15 protein-coding genes and 1 pseudogene are annotated in these 17,613 nt (G+C 69.5%); all 16 read left to right on the forward strand.

All coding sequences use genetic code 11. The features are described from left to right. Nucleotides 1-8 precede the first annotated feature (8 nt). The 16 genes and pseudogenes from fmt to pyk all read left to right on the forward strand — a co-directional run bounded on the left by fmt (nt 9) and on the right by pyk (nt 17,603). Nucleotides 9-932: a methionyl-tRNA formyltransferase gene (gene fmt / locus WDU99_RS04275; protein WP_337331205.1), complete on the forward strand. Its 924-nt coding sequence runs from the start codon at nt 9-11 to the stop codon at nt 930-932. Beyond that, complete coding sequence (locus WDU99_RS04280) at nt 929-2,329, forward strand: RsmB/NOP family class I SAM-dependent RNA methyltransferase (RefSeq protein ID WP_337331206.1); 1,401 nt, start codon at nt 929-931, stop codon at nt 2,327-2,329. Before fmt ends, WDU99_RS04280 begins: the two co-directional genes overlap by 4 nt. Next, entirely contained in the window at nt 2,326-2,994 is a 669-nt protein-coding gene (gene rpe / locus WDU99_RS04285; RefSeq protein WP_337331207.1) for a ribulose-phosphate 3-epimerase, read from the forward strand. Before WDU99_RS04280 ends, rpe begins: the two co-directional genes overlap by 4 nt. Continuing rightward, a complete protein-coding gene (locus tag WDU99_RS04290) occupies nt 2,991-3,254 on the forward strand; it encodes a phosphoribosyl-ATP diphosphatase (RefSeq protein ID WP_337331208.1) in 264 nt (87 codons plus the stop codon). Before rpe ends, WDU99_RS04290 begins: the two co-directional genes overlap by 4 nt. Nucleotides 3,255-3,292: 38 nt before the next feature. After that, nucleotides 3,293-4,135, forward strand: coding sequence for an ATP phosphoribosyltransferase (gene hisG, locus WDU99_RS04295; protein ID WP_337331209.1), 843 nt, complete (start codon nt 3,293-3,295; stop codon nt 4,133-4,135). Next, on the forward strand, nt 4,135-4,929 hold the full coding sequence (gene hisF, locus WDU99_RS04300; protein WP_337331210.1) for an imidazole glycerol phosphate synthase subunit HisF: 795 nt from the start codon (nt 4,135-4,137) through the stop codon (nt 4,927-4,929). The genes hisG and hisF overlap by 1 nt, the downstream gene beginning before the upstream one ends. Then, the gene (gene hisI / locus WDU99_RS04305) at nt 4,929-5,291 is read left to right on the forward strand and encodes a phosphoribosyl-AMP cyclohydrolase (RefSeq protein WP_337331211.1); all 363 of its coding nucleotides are present in this window, start codon (nt 4,929-4,931) and stop codon (nt 5,289-5,291) included. Before hisF ends, hisI begins: the two co-directional genes overlap by 1 nt. Continuing rightward, nucleotides 5,288-5,881 (forward strand): Trp biosynthesis-associated membrane protein, encoded by a 594-nt coding sequence (locus WDU99_RS04310; RefSeq protein ID WP_337331212.1) that lies wholly within the window; start codon nt 5,288-5,290, stop codon nt 5,879-5,881. Before hisI ends, WDU99_RS04310 begins: the two co-directional genes overlap by 4 nt. A 35-nt stretch (nt 5,882-5,916) precedes the next feature. After that, nucleotides 5,917-6,147, forward strand: a complete 231-nt coding sequence (locus WDU99_RS04315; RefSeq protein ID WP_337331213.1) for an HGxxPAAW family protein — start codon at nt 5,917-5,919, stop codon at nt 6,145-6,147. Nucleotides 6,148-6,149: 2 nt separating this feature from the next. Then, nucleotides 6,150-6,953: an indole-3-glycerol phosphate synthase TrpC gene (trpC, locus tag WDU99_RS04320; protein ID WP_337331425.1), complete on the forward strand. Its 804-nt coding sequence runs from the start codon at nt 6,150-6,152 to the stop codon at nt 6,951-6,953. 53 nt (nt 6,954-7,006) lie between these two features. Continuing rightward, nucleotides 7,007-8,164 (forward strand): tryptophan synthase subunit beta, encoded by a 1,158-nt coding sequence (trpB, locus tag WDU99_RS04325; protein WP_420063985.1) that lies wholly within the window; start codon nt 7,007-7,009, stop codon nt 8,162-8,164. Then, a complete protein-coding gene (gene trpA, locus WDU99_RS04330) occupies nt 8,161-8,952 on the forward strand; it encodes a tryptophan synthase subunit alpha (RefSeq protein WP_337331215.1) in 792 nt (263 codons plus the stop codon). The genes trpB and trpA overlap by 4 nt, the downstream gene beginning before the upstream one ends. A 10-nt stretch (nt 8,953-8,962) precedes the next feature. Continuing rightward, nucleotides 8,963-10,029: pseudogene (gene lgt, locus WDU99_RS04335) on the forward strand (prolipoprotein diacylglyceryl transferase). Nucleotides 10,030-10,066: 37 nt separating this feature from the next. After that, nucleotides 10,067-14,641: a glutamate synthase large subunit gene (gene gltB, locus WDU99_RS04340; protein ID WP_337331217.1), complete on the forward strand. Its 4,575-nt coding sequence runs from the start codon at nt 10,067-10,069 to the stop codon at nt 14,639-14,641. Beyond that, a complete protein-coding gene (locus WDU99_RS04345; protein WP_337331218.1) occupies nt 14,634-16,100 on the forward strand; it encodes a glutamate synthase subunit beta in 1,467 nt (488 codons plus the stop codon). The genes gltB and WDU99_RS04345 overlap by 8 nt, the downstream gene beginning before the upstream one ends. A 54-nt stretch (nt 16,101-16,154) precedes the next feature. Then, nucleotides 16,155-17,603 carry a pyruvate kinase gene (gene pyk / locus WDU99_RS04350; RefSeq protein ID WP_337331219.1) on the forward strand — a complete coding sequence of 483 codons (1,449 nt, stop codon included), beginning with the start codon at nt 16,155-16,157 and terminating at the stop codon, nt 17,601-17,603. Nucleotides 17,604-17,613: the final 10 nt, after the last annotated feature.

Here is a 17,613-nt window from a genome sequence, read left to right on the forward strand (position 1 = left end):
GAACCTTCATGCGCCTCGTCTTCGCCGGCACCCCTGCCGTCGCGGTTCCGACGCTCCGCATCCTCGCCGCCACACACGAGATCGTCGCGGTGGTCACCCGCCCCGACGCGCCACTGGGCCGCAAGAGGGTGCTGACCCCATCACCGGTCGCCGCCGCCGCCGATGAACTCGGACTGCCGGTGATCAAGGCCGCACGGCTCGACGCCGAGGTGACCGAGCGCATCAGCGCACTGCACGCCGACCTCGGCGTGATCGTGGCGTACGGAGGGATCGTGCGCGAACCGCTGCTCTCGGCACCGGTGCACGGATGGATCAATCTGCACTTCTCGCTGCTGCCGCGCTGGCGCGGTGCCGCCCCGGTGCAGCGCGCGCTGATCGCCGGCGACGCCGAGATCGGCGTGAGCGTGTTCCAGCTGGTACCGCAGCTCGACGCCGGCGACGTGTTCGCGATGCGCCCGGTTCCCGTGCCGTCGGATGCCACCGCAGACGTCGTGCTCGACGTTCTGGCAGATGACGGCGCCGTGCTCACCGCTGACGTGGTCGATGCGATCGGCGAGGGATCCGCGGTGGCGACGGCGCAATCGGGCGAGCCCACCCTCGCACCGAAGCTGAGTCTCGAGGACGGGCTGCTCGACTGGTCGCAGCCGCTGGGCATGATCTTCGCCCGCCTGCGCGGAGTGACCCCCGAACCCGGAGCGCACACGACCATCGACGGCGCCCGGCTGAAGATCCTGGCCGCGGAGCCGGCGGCATCCGACTCACCCGCGCTTGCACCGGGAGAGCTGCAGGGCACCAAGACCGCGGTGCTGATCGGCACCGCCTCGAATCCTCTCGCCGTCACCCGCGTGCAGCCCGCAGGAAAGGGCGCGATGAGCGCCACCGACTGGTGGCGCGGACTGCACGGCCACGACGAACTGCGGGCGGGCTCATGAGCCGACCGAAGATCCAGCCGGCGCGGTGGGTGGCCTACGACGTCATCCGCGCCGTGTCCGACGACGATGCGTACGCCAACCTGCTGCTGCCGAAGCTGATCGGCGACGCCGATCTGAACGCTCAGGACGCCGCCCTGGCGACGGAGCTCACCTACGGAACGCTGCGTCGCCGAGGCACCTATGACGCGATCATCGCCGAGGCCGCCGGCCGTGCTGTGGCGGACATCGATCCCGCCGTGCTCGACGCACTGCGGCTCGGTGCGCATCAGCTGCTCGCCACTCGCGTCGCACCGCACGCGGCGGTCAACGAATCGGTGAACCTGGTGGCCGCCGAGGTGGGACGCGGGGCGTCCGGCTTCGCCAACGCCGTGCTGCGGCGCATCAGCCGTGACGCCGCCGGCACCTGGCAGGCGCGGATCGAGAGCGCGGCGCGCTCGGATGACGAGCGGCTCGCGCTGCGCAGCGCGCACCCGGTCTGGGTGATCCGTGCGCTGCGGCGCGCGCTGGCGGCCGAGGGACGCGCCGATGAGCTCGATGACCTGCTGGTCTCCGACAACACGTCGCCCGAGGTGACCCTCGCGGCGCTGCCCGGACTCGCGGAGCCAGGGCAGCCGCGCAGGCCGTACGCCGCTACCGCCTTCGGATCGCCCGGCGGTGATCCGCGCGAGGTGCTCGCCGGCAGCGGCGGCGCGATCCGCGTGCAGGACGAGGGCTCGCAGCTGGTCGCACTCGCACTCGGCGCGGCCGCGCCGGCACGAGCGGGGGAGCGCTGGCTCGACCTGTGCGCCGGCCCCGGCGGCAAGACGGCGATGCTCGCCGCCCTCGCCCATGCCGCCGGAGCCGCACTCGAGGCCAACGAGGTCGTCCCGGCCCGTGCGGGGCTGGTGCGGAACGCCGTACGGCCCCTCCCGATCGATGTGCCCGTGCACGAGGAGGACGGTAGGACCTTCGCGGCACAGCATCCCGCCGCCTTCGACAGGATCCTCGTCGACGCGCCGTGCACCGGGCTGGGCGCGCTGCGCCGCCGCCCGGAGGCGCGCTGGCGCAAGTCTCCGTCCGACGTGCCGGAACTCGTGTCGCTGCAGACGCAGCTGCTGGACGCGGCGGCGGATGCCCTCGCGCCGGGCGGCATCGTGGCGTACGCCACCTGCTCGCCGCACCTGGCCGAGACGACCGGGGTCGTCACCGAGGTGCTGCGCCGACGTGACGATCTCATCGAGCTCGACACCCGTGCCGTTCTCGCCGACGTCGCCGTCTCGCCGATCGACCTCGCCGCGCGCACCACCGGCGAACCGGGAGCACCCGGGTCGCTCAGCGCTCAGCTGTGGCCGCACCGCCACGGCACCGACGCCATGTTCCTCGCGCTGCTGCAGCGCGCTCCCGAAGGAGAGAGATGAATCCGCGCATCAATCCGAGCATCCTCGCCGCCGATTTCGTCAACATGCAGGCCGACCTGGCACGCATCGCCACGGCGGACTTCGCGCACGTCGATGTGATGGACAACCACTTCGTGCCGAACCTCACCTTCGGTCCGCAGATGGTCGAGCGCATCCAGGCGACCAGCCCGATCCCGCTCGACGTGCATCTGATGATCACCGACCCCGACCGGTGGGCGCCCGGGTACGCCGAGCTCGGGGCCGCGAGCGTGACCTTCCACCTCGAGGCCGCCGCCGACCCGGTCGCACTGGCGCGACGGCTGCGCTCGATCGGGTCGCGTGCCGGGGTGGCCGTCAAGCCGGGCACCGCGGGAGACGCCCTGTACGAGATCCTCGACGAATTCGATCAGATCCTCGTGATGACGGTCGAACCGGGCTTCGGCGGACAGAGCTTCATGCCCGAGATGATGCCCAAGCTGCGGGCACTGCGCGAGGAGGCGACCCGCCGCGGATCGGACGTCTGGCTGCAGGTCGACGGAGGGATCTCGGAGGCGACCATCGCGCAGGCCGCCGAGGCGGGGGCCGATACCTTCGTCGCCGGATCCGCCGTGTACGGAGCCGACGACATCGCCGCTGCCGTCACAGGTCTCCGGCAGCGTGCGCGAGCGGCTAGCCTGGAGGGGTGAAGACATTTGACGAGCTGTTCGCCGAGCTCAGCGACACCGCACTGACACGTCCCGAGGGCTCGGGCACCGTCGCACAGCTGGACCGCGGCGTGCACGCCATCGGCAAGAAGATCGTCGAAGAGGCCGCCGAGGTCTGGATGGCCGCCGAGTACGAGTCGGATGAGAACGCCGCCGAGGAGATCTCGCAGCTGCTCTATCACCTGCAGGTGATGATGCTGGCCAAGGGCCTGACCCTGCAGGACGTCTACCGACATCTGTGAGCTCCACGCCCACAGACCGCTCGATACGAAAGACCTCCATGCTGCGCATTGCCGTTCCCAACAAGGGCTCGCTCTCCGAGACCGCCGCCGAGATGCTCGCCGAGGCCGGCTACACCGGTCGTCGCGACCCCAAGACCCTCCATGTGATCGACACCGACAGCGACGTCGAGTTCTTCTACCTGCGTCCCCGCGACATCGCCACCTACGTGGCCTCCGGTGCCCTCGATGTCGGCATCACCGGGCGTGACCTGCTCGTCGACGTGCGTCAGGACGACGCCCGTGAGATCGAGCAGCTCGGTTTCGCCCGCTCGACGTTCCGCTTCGCAGCCCCTCCCGGCCGGTACGCCACCGTCGAGGACCTCGACGGCGTGCGCGTCGCCTCGGCGTACCCCGGTCTCGTCGACGACTTCCTGCGCACGCACGGCGTGAAGGCGGAACTCGTGCCCCTGGACGGCGCCGTCGAGTCGGCTGTGCAGCTCGGCGTCGCCGACGTCATCGCCGATGTCGTGGAGACCGGCACGACGCTGCGTCAGGCCGGCCTGGAGATCTTCGGCCCCGTGATCATCGAGTCGGAGGCGGTGCTGATCAGCCGCCCCGGCGACGCACCCGGCACAGAACGGCTGCTGCGCCGCCTTCGCGGCGTCATGGTGGCCAGGCGGTACGTTCTGCTCGACTACGACCTTCCCGCCAACCTCGTCGACCAGGCCGTGGCCATCGCCGGCGGCCGGGAGTCTCCGACGATCTCGCCCCTGCGCGACCCCGAATGGGTGGCGGTGCGGGTGATGATCCCACGCAAGGGCATGAACCAGGTGATGGACGACCTGTACGCGCTGGGCGCCAAGGCGATCCTGGTCACCGCGATCCACGCGGCGAGGCTCTGATGACGCTCGCCGCACGCGTGATCCCGTGCCTCGATGTCGCCGCCGGTCGTGTGGTGAAGGGTGTGAACTTCAAGGACCTGCGCGACATGGGCGACCCCGTCGAACTCGCCGCGCACTATGCGGCGCAGGGCGCGGATGAGATCACCTTCCTCGACGTGACCGCGACCGTGGATGCCAGGGCGACGACCTACGACGTCGTGCAGCGCACCGCCGAGCAGGTCTTCGTTCCCCTCACCGTCGGCGGGGGAGTGCGCGAAGTCGAGGACGTGGCCCGACTGCTGTCGGTGGGTGCCGACAAGGTCGGAGTGAACTCCGCCGCCATCGCACGGCCGGATCTGATCGGCGAGATCGCCGATCGCTTCGGCGCCCAGGTGCTGGTGCTGTCACTCGACGTCAAGCGCGCGGCCGAAACCCCGTCCGGTTTCGTCGTCACCACGCACGGCGGGCGCACCGAGACGACCCTCGACGCGCTCGACTGGGCGCGCGAGGCGACCGAGCGCGGTGCGGGCGAGCTGCTCGTCAACTCGATCGACGCCGACGGCACGAAAGACGGCTTCGACCTCGAGCTCGTCCGGCTGATGCGCGAGGTCTCGTCCGTGCCCGTCATCGCCTCCGGCGGCGCCGGCGCGGTCACCGATTTCGCCCCGGCGATCGAAGCCGGGGCGGATGCGGTGCTCGCGGCGAGTGTGTTCCACAGCGGACAGCTGACCGTCGGCGACGTCAAGCACGCCCTCCGCGAGGCGGGTGTGGTGGTGCGGTGCGGTGTGCTGAGCGAGCGGAGCGAGTCCACGTGATGGCCGACATCGACGATCAGATCGCGCGCGTCGCCTGGAACGAGGTCGGCCTCGCGCCGGTGATCGTGCAGCAGCACGACACCCTCGAGGTGCTGATGCTTGCGTGGATGGATGCTGAGGCGCTGCGCCGCACGCTCACCGGGGGACGCGCCGTGTACTGGTCGCGCTCCCGCCAGGAGTACTGGCGCAAGGGCGACACTTCGGGCAACACCCAGCGCGTGCACGGTGTCGCGGTCGACTGCGACGGCGACACGATCCTCCTCGCGGTCGATCAGCACGGACCGGCCTGCCATACCGGAACGCGCACCTGCTTCGACGGGCGCGAGCTCCGCATCGATCCGGTCGACGAGGAAGCCCGATGATCCGTCGCGCGCGCATGTTCGGCGTCCTGGCGTTTCTGCTGGTGGGCGCGATCGGCATCATCTCCTCGACGCAGACCTGGCTCGTGGTGAACCGGACAGACGGGGGAGAGCCCCTGTCGGTGGCGGGCGCCGATGCCATGGCGCTCCTGGCTCCGCTTTCGCTGGCCGTGCTGGCCCTCGGCGCAGCGCTGTCGATCGCCGGCCGCGTGCTGCGGTACGTGTTCGGCGCGTTCGGCGCGGCAGGTGCGATCGTGCTGATCGGCAACACGGTCCCGCTCGCCGTCGATCCGCCGCTTGCGGCGGCGTCCGGCGCCGTAGCCGAGGTCACCGGTCTCACCGGCGACGACGCCCTGCACGAGGTGATCGCCACCTTGACCCCGACGGCATGGCCGACGGTCTCACTCGTCGCGTGGGCGTTACTGCTGCTGGCATCCGCCTTCATACTGCTCACCGCACACCGCTGGTCGGCGGGCGGGCGGCGCTACCGCTCCACCGCCGACGCGCAGCACCACGATGAGGGCCCACTCGACGCCGTGGATTCCTGGGACGAGCTCTCGCACGGAGCCGATCCGACCGACACGGCCCGATAGACTGATCACATTCGCCCAACCTCCCGGAGGAGAACATGACCAACCCGATCGCCGACCCCGGACACGGACACTCGCCTGCTGCCTGGACGGCTGTTGTGATCATGCTGATCGGCTTCACCGCCGGCGCCGTCTTCTTCTGCCTCGAGATGCCGATCGCCGTCGTGGTCAGCGCGGTCGTCATCCTGGCCGGACTCATCGTCGGATGGGTGATGGCCAAGGCCGGCTGGGGTGTGAAGGGCCCGAAGTACACGCCGAAGGCGCACTGATGGTGCTCGCCGACCTGACGGCCGGCGCGGTGCAGGACGCCGAGCGGCGAGCGCTGACCCGCCCGCTCAGCGTCGTGGAGCGCGAGGCTGCCGCCCGCCCGGCGGCGCGTGACGCGCTGGCGGCCCTGGCACCGGCCGACCGCGTCAAGATCATCGCGGAGGTCAAGCGCGCCAGCCCGTCACGGGGCGCGCTGGCAGAGATCCCCGACCCCGCGTTCCAGGCCTCGCTCTACGAGCAGGGGGGCGCATCGGCCATCAGCGTGCTCACCGAGGAGCGCCGATTCGGGGGCAGCCTCACCGACCTCGAGGCGGTCACGGAGCGGGTCTCGCTGCCGGTGCTGCGCAAGGACTTCATCGCCACGCCGTATCAGGTGCTCGAGGCGCGCGCCGCAGGTGCCGATCTGGCACTGCTGATCGTCGCCGGACTCGAGCCGAAGGTGCTCGCCGAGCTGCACGCGCTGATCATAGAGCTGGGCATGACCCCACTCGTCGAGACGCACTCCGCGGAGGAGCTCGAGGTCGCGATCGACCTGGGCGCGAGCCTCATCGGCGTCAACGCCCGCAATCTGCACACCCTCGAACTCGACCGCGACCTGTTCTCGCGCCTGGCCGACCGCATCCCGGCATCCGCGATCAAGGTCGCCGAGTCGGCTGTGCTCGCACCGGAGGACGTCACCCGCTACCGCGAGGCCGGAGCCGACGTGGTGCTGATCGGCGAGGCTCTGGTCACCGGCGACGCGGTCGCCACCCTGCAGGGATTCCTCGCGGCGGGCGCGATGCCCGTCCGACAGAAGGGCGCGATGTGAGCAGTCTGCGCGAGCAGCACGGTCCGTTCTTCGGCGAGTTCGGCGGGCGCTACATGCCCGAGTCGCTGATCGCCGCGATCGACGAACTCACCGTCGCCTACGAAGCCGCGATCGCCGATCCCGAGTTCCGCGCGGAGCTGGCGAGCCTGCTGCACTCCTATGCCGGTCGCCCCTCGCCGATCACCGAGGTGCCGCGATTCGCCGAGCATGCCGGGGGAGCGCGTGTCTTCCTCAAGCGCGAGGATCTCAACCACACCGGATCGCACAAGATCAACAACGTGCTGGGTCAGGCGCTGCTCACCCGGCGCCTGGGCAAGACCCGCGTCATCGCCGAGACCGGCGCCGGTCAGCACGGCGTCGCCACGGCCACCGCGGCCGCGCTGTTCGGGCTGGACTGCACGATCTACATGGGCGAGGTCGACACCGAGCGCCAGGCGCTGAACGTCGCACGCATGCGTCTGCTGGGTGCCGAGGTGGTTGCGGTGAAGACCGGCTCGCGCACGCTGAAGGACGCCATCAACGACGCCTACCGCGACTGGGTGGCCACGGTCGAGACGACCAACTACATCTTCGGCACGGCCGCCGGCCCGCACCCGTTCCCGGCGATGGTGCGCGACTTCCAGAAGATCATCGGCGAAGAGGCGCGCGCACAGCTGATCGACGAGGCGGGGCGCCTGCCGGATGCCGTCATCGCCTGCGTCGGCGGCGGATCGAACGCCATCGGCATGTTCGATGCCTTCCTCGACGATGAGGGCGTGAAGCTCTACGGCGTCGAGGCGGCCGGCGACGGCGTCGACACGCCACGCCATGCCGCCTCGATCGAACGCGGCCGCCCCGGAGTGCTGCACGGCGCGAAGACCTACGTGCTGCAGGACGACGACGGGCAGACCATCGAGTCGCACTCGATCTCGGCAGGACTCGATTACCCCGGCGTCGGACCGGAGCACGCCTGGCTGAGCGATCTCGGTCGCGCGGAGTACATCCCCGCGACCGACGATGAGGCGATGCAGGCTCTGCGCCTGCTGAGCCGCACCGAGGGCATCATCCCCGCAATCGAGTCGGCGCATGCTCTCGCAGGGGCTCTGCGCCTGGGCCGTGAGCTGGGGCCCGACGGTCTGATCGCCGTCTGCCTCTCCGGCCGGGGGGACAAGGACATGGACACCGCCGCGCGGTACTTCGATCTGTACGACCGAGAAGGCGGGGCACAGTGAGCCGCGTCGAGGCCGCCGTCCGCCGAGCGCACGAGGCGGGACGCGGCGCCTTCATCGGCTATCTGCCCGTCGGCTATCCCGACCTCGAGACCAGCATCCAGGCGGCGATCACGCTGGCCCGCAACGGCGTGGACGTCATCGAACTCGGCCCGCCCTATTCCGACCCGGTGATGGACGGCGCCGTGATCCAGGAGGCTACGCAGCACGCTCTCGCTGGCGGATTCCGGATGCGCGACCTGTTCACCGCGGTCTCGCGCATCACCGCCGAGACCGATGTGCCCGTCGTCGTCATGACGTACTGGAACCCCGTGATGCAGTACGGCGTCGAGCGCTACGCGGACGATCTGCTCGCAGCCGGCGGTGCAGGGCTGATCACGCCCGACATCACGCCCGAGGCTGCGGAGGAGTGGATCTCGGCGAGCACGCGCACCGGGCTCGACCGCATCTTCCTCGCCGCGCCGACATCGAGTGACGAACGCCTCGACCTGGTGCTCTCGTCCTCCACCGGGTTCGTCTACACGGTATCGACGATGGGCATCACGGGTGAGCGCGCGGCGCTGGACCGAGCGGCCCGCACCCTCGTCGAGCGGATGCGCTCCCGAGGCGATGTCCTCGCGTGTGTGGGCATCGGCATCTCCAACGCGGAGCAGGTCGCCGGTGTCATCGAATACGCCGACGGCGCCATCGTCGGCACCGCGCTCGTCAAGGCGCTGCGCGACGGCGGCCTCGACGCCCTCGCGGAAACCACCAGAACCCTCGCCGGCGGCACGCCGACGACGCGATACTAGGATCGTTCTCATGCCCTTCGCGCCCCTCAGCACTCTCACGACCGTGCCCGCGAGCATCCCCAGCCCGCCGGTCAGCTACTTCCAGATCGGACCGCTGACGATCCGCTTCTACGCGCTGTGCATCATCGCGGGGATCGTCGCGGCGGTGCTGCTCACCAACCACCGCCTCACCAAGCGGGGTGCTGAGAAGTGGGTCGTCATCGACATCGCGATCATCGCCGTGCCCCTCGGCATCATCGGCGCGCGCATCTTCCACGTGCTCACCCACCCCGACTTCTACTTCGGTCCGGGCAAGAACACCTGGAACCCCTTCGAGCCCGGCTCGGTCTGGGCCATCTGGGAGGGCGGCATCGCGATCTTCGGTGCGCTGCTGGGCGGCGCGGTCGGAGCATGGCTCGGATGCAAGTGGACGGGCATCCGATTCTGGACGTTCGCCGACGCGCTCGCGCCCGGCCTGCTGCTCGCACAGGCCATGGGCCGGTTCGGCAACTGGTTCAACCACGAGCTCTTCGGGCTGCCCACCGACCTGCCGTGGGGACTGGAGATCGAGTCGGACAACCCCGCGTTCCCCCCTGGACTCGCCGAAGGCACGCTCTTCCACCCGACGTTCCTGTACGAGGTGCTGTGGAACGGTCTCGGCGTGATCGTACTGCTGTGGGCCGGTGCCAAACTGCGCCTGCAGTGGGGCAAGCTGTTCGCCCTCTACCTGGTCTGGTACAGCGCAGGGCGCATCGTGTGGGAGTCGATCCGGATCGACCCGAGCGAGATCATCCTGGGCCTGCGCAGCAACGTCTGGGCGGCGATCATCGGCGTCGTCGTCGGCATCGTCATCATGATCGTGCAGACGCGTCGTCACCCCGGCGTGGAACTCTCGCCGTACGTCCCGGGACGGGAGCCCGCCTCGGCGGATGTACAATCGCAGGACTACCCCTCCGACTTCGTCGACGTGAGCGAGCCTCCGGCGACAGTGGAAGTCGAATAGGAGCGAACGCCACAAGCACCGCTCCCGTCAGCGAGGATGCTCCGTCGGAGTCTCCTCTTCACGCGAGAGATCGCACTGAACGAGCGGGCCGATGACGTCCCCGGGTTCACCGAGAACTGAGGACGGTGACTGGTGTACTTCCAGCCTCCCTACGGTGCCTCCGGCGCCTACCCCCCGAAGCAGGGTCTCTACAACCCCGCCCACGAGAAGGATGCCTGCGGCCTGGCCATGGTCGCGACACTCCGCGGGGAGCCAGGCCACGACATCATCGCGCTGGCGCTTGAGGCGCTGCGCAATCTGGAGCACCGCGGTGCGATCGGCTCTGATGCCGGCACCGGAGACGGGGCGGGCATCCTCACCCAGATGCCGGACGCGTTCCTCCGCGCAGTAACCCCCTTCGAACTCCCTCCCGCAGGCTCGTACGCCGCCGGACTCGCGTTCCTCCCCAGGGAGTCGAGCGCCCGGCGTGAGCAGAAGGCCGGCATCGAGCGCATCGCCGCTGAAGAGGGCCTCAGCGTCCTCGGCTGGCGCATCGTGCCCACGGCCAACGAGCACCTCGGCAAACTCGCCGACGAGGCCCGCCCCGCCTTCGAGCAGCTCTTCGTCTCACTCCACGGTCGCGCCGATGGCGCACCCGCCTCTGGACTCGCGCTGGACCGCATCGCCTACCGCCTGCGCAAGCGCGCCGGTCACGAGCTGGGGGCGTACTTCGTCTCGCTCTCGTGCCGCACGCTGGGCTACAAGGGCATGGTCACCACGCTGCAGCTCGAGCCGTTCTACCCCGATCTGCAAGACGAGCGCTTCACCTCGGAGCTGGCCGTGGTGCACTCCCGGTACTCCACCAACACCTTCCCGTCGTGGCCGCTGGCACAGCCGCTGCGCATGCTGGCCCACAACGGCGAGATCAACACCGTCGGCGGCAACCGCAACTGGATGCGCGCCCGCCAGTCGCAGCTCGAGTCCGAGCTGCTGGGTGACATCGGTCCGCTGCTGCCGATCTGCTCCGAGGGCGCCAGCGACTCCGCCTCGTTCGACGAGGTCCTCGAGCTGCTCACGCTCACGGGACGCAGCCTGCCGCACGCGGTGATGATGATGGTGCCGGAGGCCTGGGAGAAGCAGTCCGAGATCGATCCCGACCTGCGGGCGTTCTACGAGTACCACGCGAACCAGATGGAGCCATGGGACGGTCCGGCCGCGCTGATCTTCACCGACGGCACCCAGGTCGGTGCGACCCTCGACCGCAACGGGCTGCGCCCCGGGCGCTGGACCGAGACCACCGATGGACTGGTGGTCATCGGCAGCGAGACGGGCGTGCTCGAGTTCGCCCCCGAGCGCATCAAGCGGCGCGGTCGTCTGCGCCCCGGGCGCATGTTCCTGGTCGACACCGCCGCAGGGCGGATCATCGAGGACGACGAGATCAAGCGCGACCTCGCCGCCATGCACCCCTGGCGCGAGTGGCTCGACGAGGGCGCCGTGCGATTGGCAGATCTGCCGGAGCGCGAGCACATCGTGCATCCGGCGGCGTCCATCACCCGCCGTCAGCGCACCTTCGGCTACACCGAGGAGGAGGTGCGACTGCTGCTCATGCCGATGGGGCAGAACGGCGCCGAACCGCTCGGTGCCATGGGCAGCGACACGCCCATCGCCGCTCTCAGCGAGCGCCCGCGACTGCTGTTCGACTACTTCGTGCAGCAGTTCGCGCAGGTGACCAATCCGCCGCTGGACGCCATCCGCGAAGAGGTCGTCACCAGCCTGCGCCTCGGTCTCGGTCCCGAGCGCAACCTGCTCGACTGGGGCCCGGATCACGCACGCACCGTCACGCTGGACTTCCCGGTGATCGACAACGACGAGCTGGCGAAGATCCGCCACATCGAGAAGGCCCTGCCCGGGCACTCCAGCGCGACGATCCGCGGTCTGTACCACTTCGACGCCGGCCCGCACACCATGCAGGAGCGTCTGGCGGAGATGTGCGCCGAGGCGGATGCTGCGATCGAACGCGGCGCGGAGCTGCTGATCCTGTCGGACCGCGACTCGAACAAGGACCTGGTGCCGATCCCGTCACTGCTCATGGTCGCCGCCGTGCACCACCACCTCATCCGGCGCGAGAACCGCATGAAGGTCGGCCTGGTCGTCGAGGCGGGTGACGTGCGCGAGGTGCATCACGTCGCGACGCTGATCGGCTACGGCGCCTCGGCCGTGAACCCGTACCTCGCGATGGAGAGCGTCGAGCATCTGGTGCGCACGGGATACATCACCGGCATCACGCCGGAGAAAGCGGTGCGCAATCTGATCTACGCCCTCGGCAAGGGCGTGCTGAAGATCATGTCGAAGATGGGCATCTCGACCGTGTCGTCGTACGCCGGAGCCCAGGTGTTCGAAGCCATCGGGCTGAGCCAGGAGTTCGTCGACGCGTACTTCACCGGCACCGAGACGAAGCTCGGCGGGATCGGGATCGAAGATGTCTTCGCCGAGAACCAGGCGCGGCACGACTTCGCCTACCCCGAGGATGAGGCGGCGCGTGCCCACGAGCGGCTCTGGACCGGTGGCGAGTACCAGTGGCGCCGCGACGGATCGCCGCACCTGTTCAATCCGGAGACCGTCTTCCGGCTGCAGCACTCCACCCGCACCCGGCGCTACGACATCTTCCGCGAGTACACGCGACTGGTCGACGACCAGGCCGCCGAACTGAAGACGCTGCGTGGCCTGTTCGAGCTGCGCACGGGGGAGCGGCCGCCCGTGCCGCTCGACGAGGTCGAGCCCGTCAGCTCGATCGTGAAGCGCTTCTCGACCGGTGCGATGAGCTACGGGTCGATCTCACAGGAGGCGCACGAGACCCTCGCGATCGCCATGAACCGGCTGGGCGCCAAGTCGAACACCGGCGAGGGCGGCGAGGACCCGGACCGCCTCGTCGACCCTGAGCGTCGCAGCGCGATCAAGCAGGTCGCGTCGGGGCGCTTCGGGGTCACAAGCCAGTACCTGACCGAGGCCGATGATCTGCAGATCAAGCTCGCCCAGGGCGCCAAGCCCGGTGAGGGCGGCCAGCTGCCGCCGCAGAAGGTCTACCCGTGGGTGGCGCGCACGCGTCACGCGACGCCGGGCGTGGGCCTGATCTCGCCACCCCCGCACCACGACATCTACTCGATCGAGGATCTCAAGCAGCTGATCTTCGACCTCAAGCGGGCCAATCCCGCGGCGCGCATCCACACGAAGCTGGTGAGCCAGTCGGGGATCGGGGCGGTCGCGGCCGGTGTCGCGAAGGCGCTCAGCGACGTCGTGCTGGTCTCGGGGCACGATGGCGGCACGGGCGCGAGCCCGCTGAACTCGCTCAAGCACGCCGGCACGCCGTGGGAGCTGGGTCTCGCCGAGACGCAGCAGACGCTGATGCTCAATGGCATGCGCGACCGGGTCGTGGTGCAGGTCGACGGTCAGCTCAAGACCGGCCGCGACGTCATCATCGGCGCGCTGCTGGGTGCGGAGGAGTTCGGCTTCGCCACAGCCCCCCTCGTGGTCAGCGGATGCATCATGATGCGCGTCTGCCACCTCGACACCTGCCCGGTGGGGGTCGCGACGCAGAACCCCGTCCTGCGGCAGCGGTTCACCGGCAAGCCCGAGTTCGTCGTGAACTTCATGGAGTTCATCGCCGAAGAGGTGCGCGAGTTGCTCGCCGAGCTCGGCTACCGCACACTGGACGAGATCATCGGACGCACCGAGCTGCTCCGCATCGACCGTGCGGTGCGGCACTGGAAGACCGAAGGGCTCGACCTCGCACCGATCCTCAACGGCCCGGTCTTCCCGGCCGGCGAGCCGCGTCGCAGCGGACGTCCACAGGACCACGAACTCGACAGGCACTTCGATGTCGCGCTGATCGCGCACGCCTCGGATGCCCTCGAGTCGGGGGAGCCGGCAGTCATCGAACTGCCGATCCGCAACACCGAGCGCGCGGTAGGCACCATGCTGGGCCATCGCCTGACCGCCCGCCACGGTGCGGACGGTCTGCCCCGCGGCACGATCGACATCACCCTGCGCGGCACGGCCGGGCAATCACTCGGCGCGTTCCTCCCGTCCGGAATCACACTGCGATTGGAGGGCGACGCCAACGACTACGTCGGCAAGGGCCTGTCCGGAGGTGACATCACGATCCGTCCGGCGCGTGGCGCGACGTTCGATCCGCACCACAACGTCATCGCGGGCAACGTGATCGGGTACGGTGCCACGAGCGGGACGATGTTCATCTCGGGCGTCGTGGGGGAGAGGTTCCTCGTGCGCAACTCGGGAGCCACGGCCGTGGTCGAGGGCGTGGGCGACCATGCGCTCGAGTACATGACCGGCGGCACGGCCGTGATCCTCGGCGAGACCGGCCGGAACCTCGGTGCGGGCATGTCCGGTGGCGTCGCCTACGTGCGCGGCCTGCATTCAGCGCGGGTGAACACCGAGGCCCTCGCCTCGGGCGAACTGCGCCTCGAGACGCTGGACCGCGCCGACATCGAGGTGCTGCGGGCCCTGCTCATCGAGCACGTGGAGTCGACCGGTTCGCCTCTGGCCGCACTCATCCTGGACGACTTCGATCGCGTCCAGTCCGAATTCATCAAGGTGCTGCCGCGGGACTTCGCGGCGGTGCAGACCATGCGCCAGGAGGCGGAGGCCGCCGGGATCGATCCCGATGGCGATGCGATCTGGAACCGGATCCTGGAGGTGACCGGTGGCTGACCCCAAGGGCTTTCTGAAGACGACCGAGCGCGAGCTGCCCGCTCGCCGACCCGTGCCGGTGCGCATCATGGACTGGAAAGAGGTCTACGAGCCCGGCGACCGCCACGTGCTCAAGCGTCAGGCCGGGCGGTGCATGGACTGCGGTGTGCCGTTCTGCCACTCCGGATGCCCGCTGGGCAACCTCATCCCGGAATGGAACGACCTGACGTGGCGGGAGGAGGGACGCGCGGCGATCGAGCGACTGCACGCGACGAACAACTTCCCCGAGTTCACCGGACGGCTGTGCCCGGCGCCCTGCGAGAGCGCGTGTGTGCTCGGCATCAATCAGCCCGCCGTGACGATCAAGCAGATCGAGGTCTCGATCATCGATGAGGCGGTCGCACAGGGCTGGGTGCAGCCCGAGCCGCCGCAGCGACTCACCGGCAAGACCGTCGCCGTGGTCGGCTCGGGGCCGGCGGGTCTGGCCGCCGCCCAGCAGCTGACCCGCGCCGGGCACACGGTCGTCGTCTTCGAGCGCGACGACCGGATCGGCGGACTGCTTCGCTACGGCATCCCTGATTTCAAGATGGAGAAGCGCCATCTCGAGACCCGTCTCCGGCAGATGCAGGAGGAGGGCACGCGGTTCCGCGCCGGCGTCGAGATCGGCGTCGACATCACCTGGGACGAGCTGCGCGCCCGGTATGACGCCGTGCTCATCGCGACGGGCGCGACCGTGCCGCGTGATCTGCCCATCCCCGGTCGCGATCTCGCCGGGGTGCACTTCGCGATGGAGTACCTCGTCGAGTCGAACCACGCGAACGCCGGCGACGATGTGACCGATCAGATCACCGCGGGTGGCAAGCACGTCGTCGTGATCGGCGGCGGTGACACCGGCGCCGACTGCATCGGCACCGCGCACCGCCAGGGCGCGCTGAGCGTCACGAATCTCGCGATCGGTCGCCAGCCGGGCGTGGAGCGTCCCGACCACCAGCCGTGGCCGACGATGCCGACGCTGTTCGAGGTGCAGTCCGCCCACGAGGAGGGCGGGGAGCGCAGCTATCTGGCATCCACCGTCGAGTTCCTCTCGAATGCCGCGGGCGAGGTGCGCGCCGTGCGCGTGGCCGAAACCGAGTTCATCGACGGTCGGCGGGTGCCGAAGAGCGGCACCGAACGTGAGATCCCCGCCGACCTCGTGCTGATCGCGATGGGCTTCACCGGTCCGGAGACCGACTCGTTCGACGGTGACAGCCACCTGCATGTCACCGAGCGCGGTGCGCTGCAGCGGGATGCCGGCTACGCGACCGCGCTCCCTGGCGTGTACGTCGCGGGAGATGCCGGGCGTGGACAGTCGCTCATCGTGTGGGCGATCGCGGAGGGTCGCGCTGCGGCGGCCGCCATCGACGGTCACCTGATGGGCACGACCGTGCTGCCCGCCCCCGTGGCGGCAACAGACGTCGCTTTGAGCGTCCAGCCCGCGTAGGCTGAGTGCGGCAACGACGCCATCCCTGTATCCGCTTCTGACCCTGGAGAAGACTTGAGACGCGCGAAGATCGTCGCCACCCTGGGACCCGCCACGTCGACCTATGAGACCGTCCGTGCCCTGATCGATGCCGGCGTGGACGTCGCCCGGCTGAACCTCAGCCACGGCGACTACTCGGTGCACGAGGCCAATTACGCCAACGTGCGCCGAGCGGCCGACGACGCCGGCCGTGCCGTGGCCGTGCTCGTCGACCTTCAGGGGCCGAAGATCCGCCTCGGCAGGTTCGCGGACGGACCCCACGAGCTCGCCGAAGGCGACATCTTCAAGATCACGACGGAAGACATCCTCGGCACCCGTGAGATCTGCGGCACGACCTTCAAGGGTCTGCCGCAGGACGTCAAGCCCGGTGACTTCCTGCTGATCGACGACGGCAAGGTGCGCGTCGAGGTCGTCGAGACCGACGGCACCGTCGTGACCACCAAGGTCATCGTGGCCGGCACCGTGTCCAACAACAAGGGCATCAACCTGCCCGGTGTCGCGGTCAACGTCCCCGCCCTGAGCGAGAAGGACGAGGACGACCTGCGCTGGGGCCTGCGCACCGGCGCGGACGTCATCGCCCTGTCCTTCGTGCGCAACGCGGAGGACGTCACCCGGGTGCACGAGATCATGGCGGAGGAGGGTGTTCGCATCCCCGTGATCGCCAAGATCGAGAAGCCGCAGGCCGTGGACGCTCTCGAGGAGATCGTCGACGCGTTCGACGGCATCATGGTAGCCCGCGGTGACCTGGGCGTCGAGCTTCCGCTGGAAGCCGTGCCGATCGTGCAGAAGCGCGCCGTCGAGCTCGCCCGCCGGATGGCGAAACCCGTCATCGTGGCGACGCAGATGCTCGAGTCGATGATCGAGAGCCCGGTGCCGACGCGTGCCGAGACCTCCGACGTGGCCAACGCGGTGCTCGACGGCGCTGACGCGGTGATGCTCTCGGGTGAGACGAGCGTGGGCGATTACCCCGTCGTGGTCGTCGAGACGATGGCGCGCATCATCGAGTCGACCGAGGAGCACGGCCTGGAGCGCATCCTGCCGCTGACCACGAAGCCGCGTACCCAGGGCGGTGCGATCACGCTCGCCGCACTCGAGGTGGCGGAGTTCGTCGAGGCGAAGTTCCTGTGCGTCTTCACCCAGTCCGGTGACTCGGCGCGTCGCCTGTCGCGGCTCCGCTCGCGGATCCCGATGCTCGCGTTCACACCCGAGCCGGGCATCCGACGCCGCATGGCCCTCACCTGGGGTCTGCGATCGACGCTGGTCGAGTCGGTGCAGCACACCGACTCGATGTACCGCCAGGTCGACGAGTACCTGCTGCGCACGGAGTTGGCGACAGAGGGCGACAAGGTCGTCGTGATCTCCGGTTCCCCTCCCGGGATCATCGGCTCGACGAACGACATCCGGGTGCACAAGGTCGGAGACGCCGTGGGCGGCGCCGCTCCGGTCTACAAAGCCGGGGTCTGAGCATCGAAAC

The organism is Microbacterium bandirmense (assembly GCF_037204185.1).
Taxonomy (GTDB): Bacteria; Actinomycetota; Actinomycetes; order Actinomycetales; family Microbacteriaceae; genus Microbacterium; species Microbacterium bandirmense.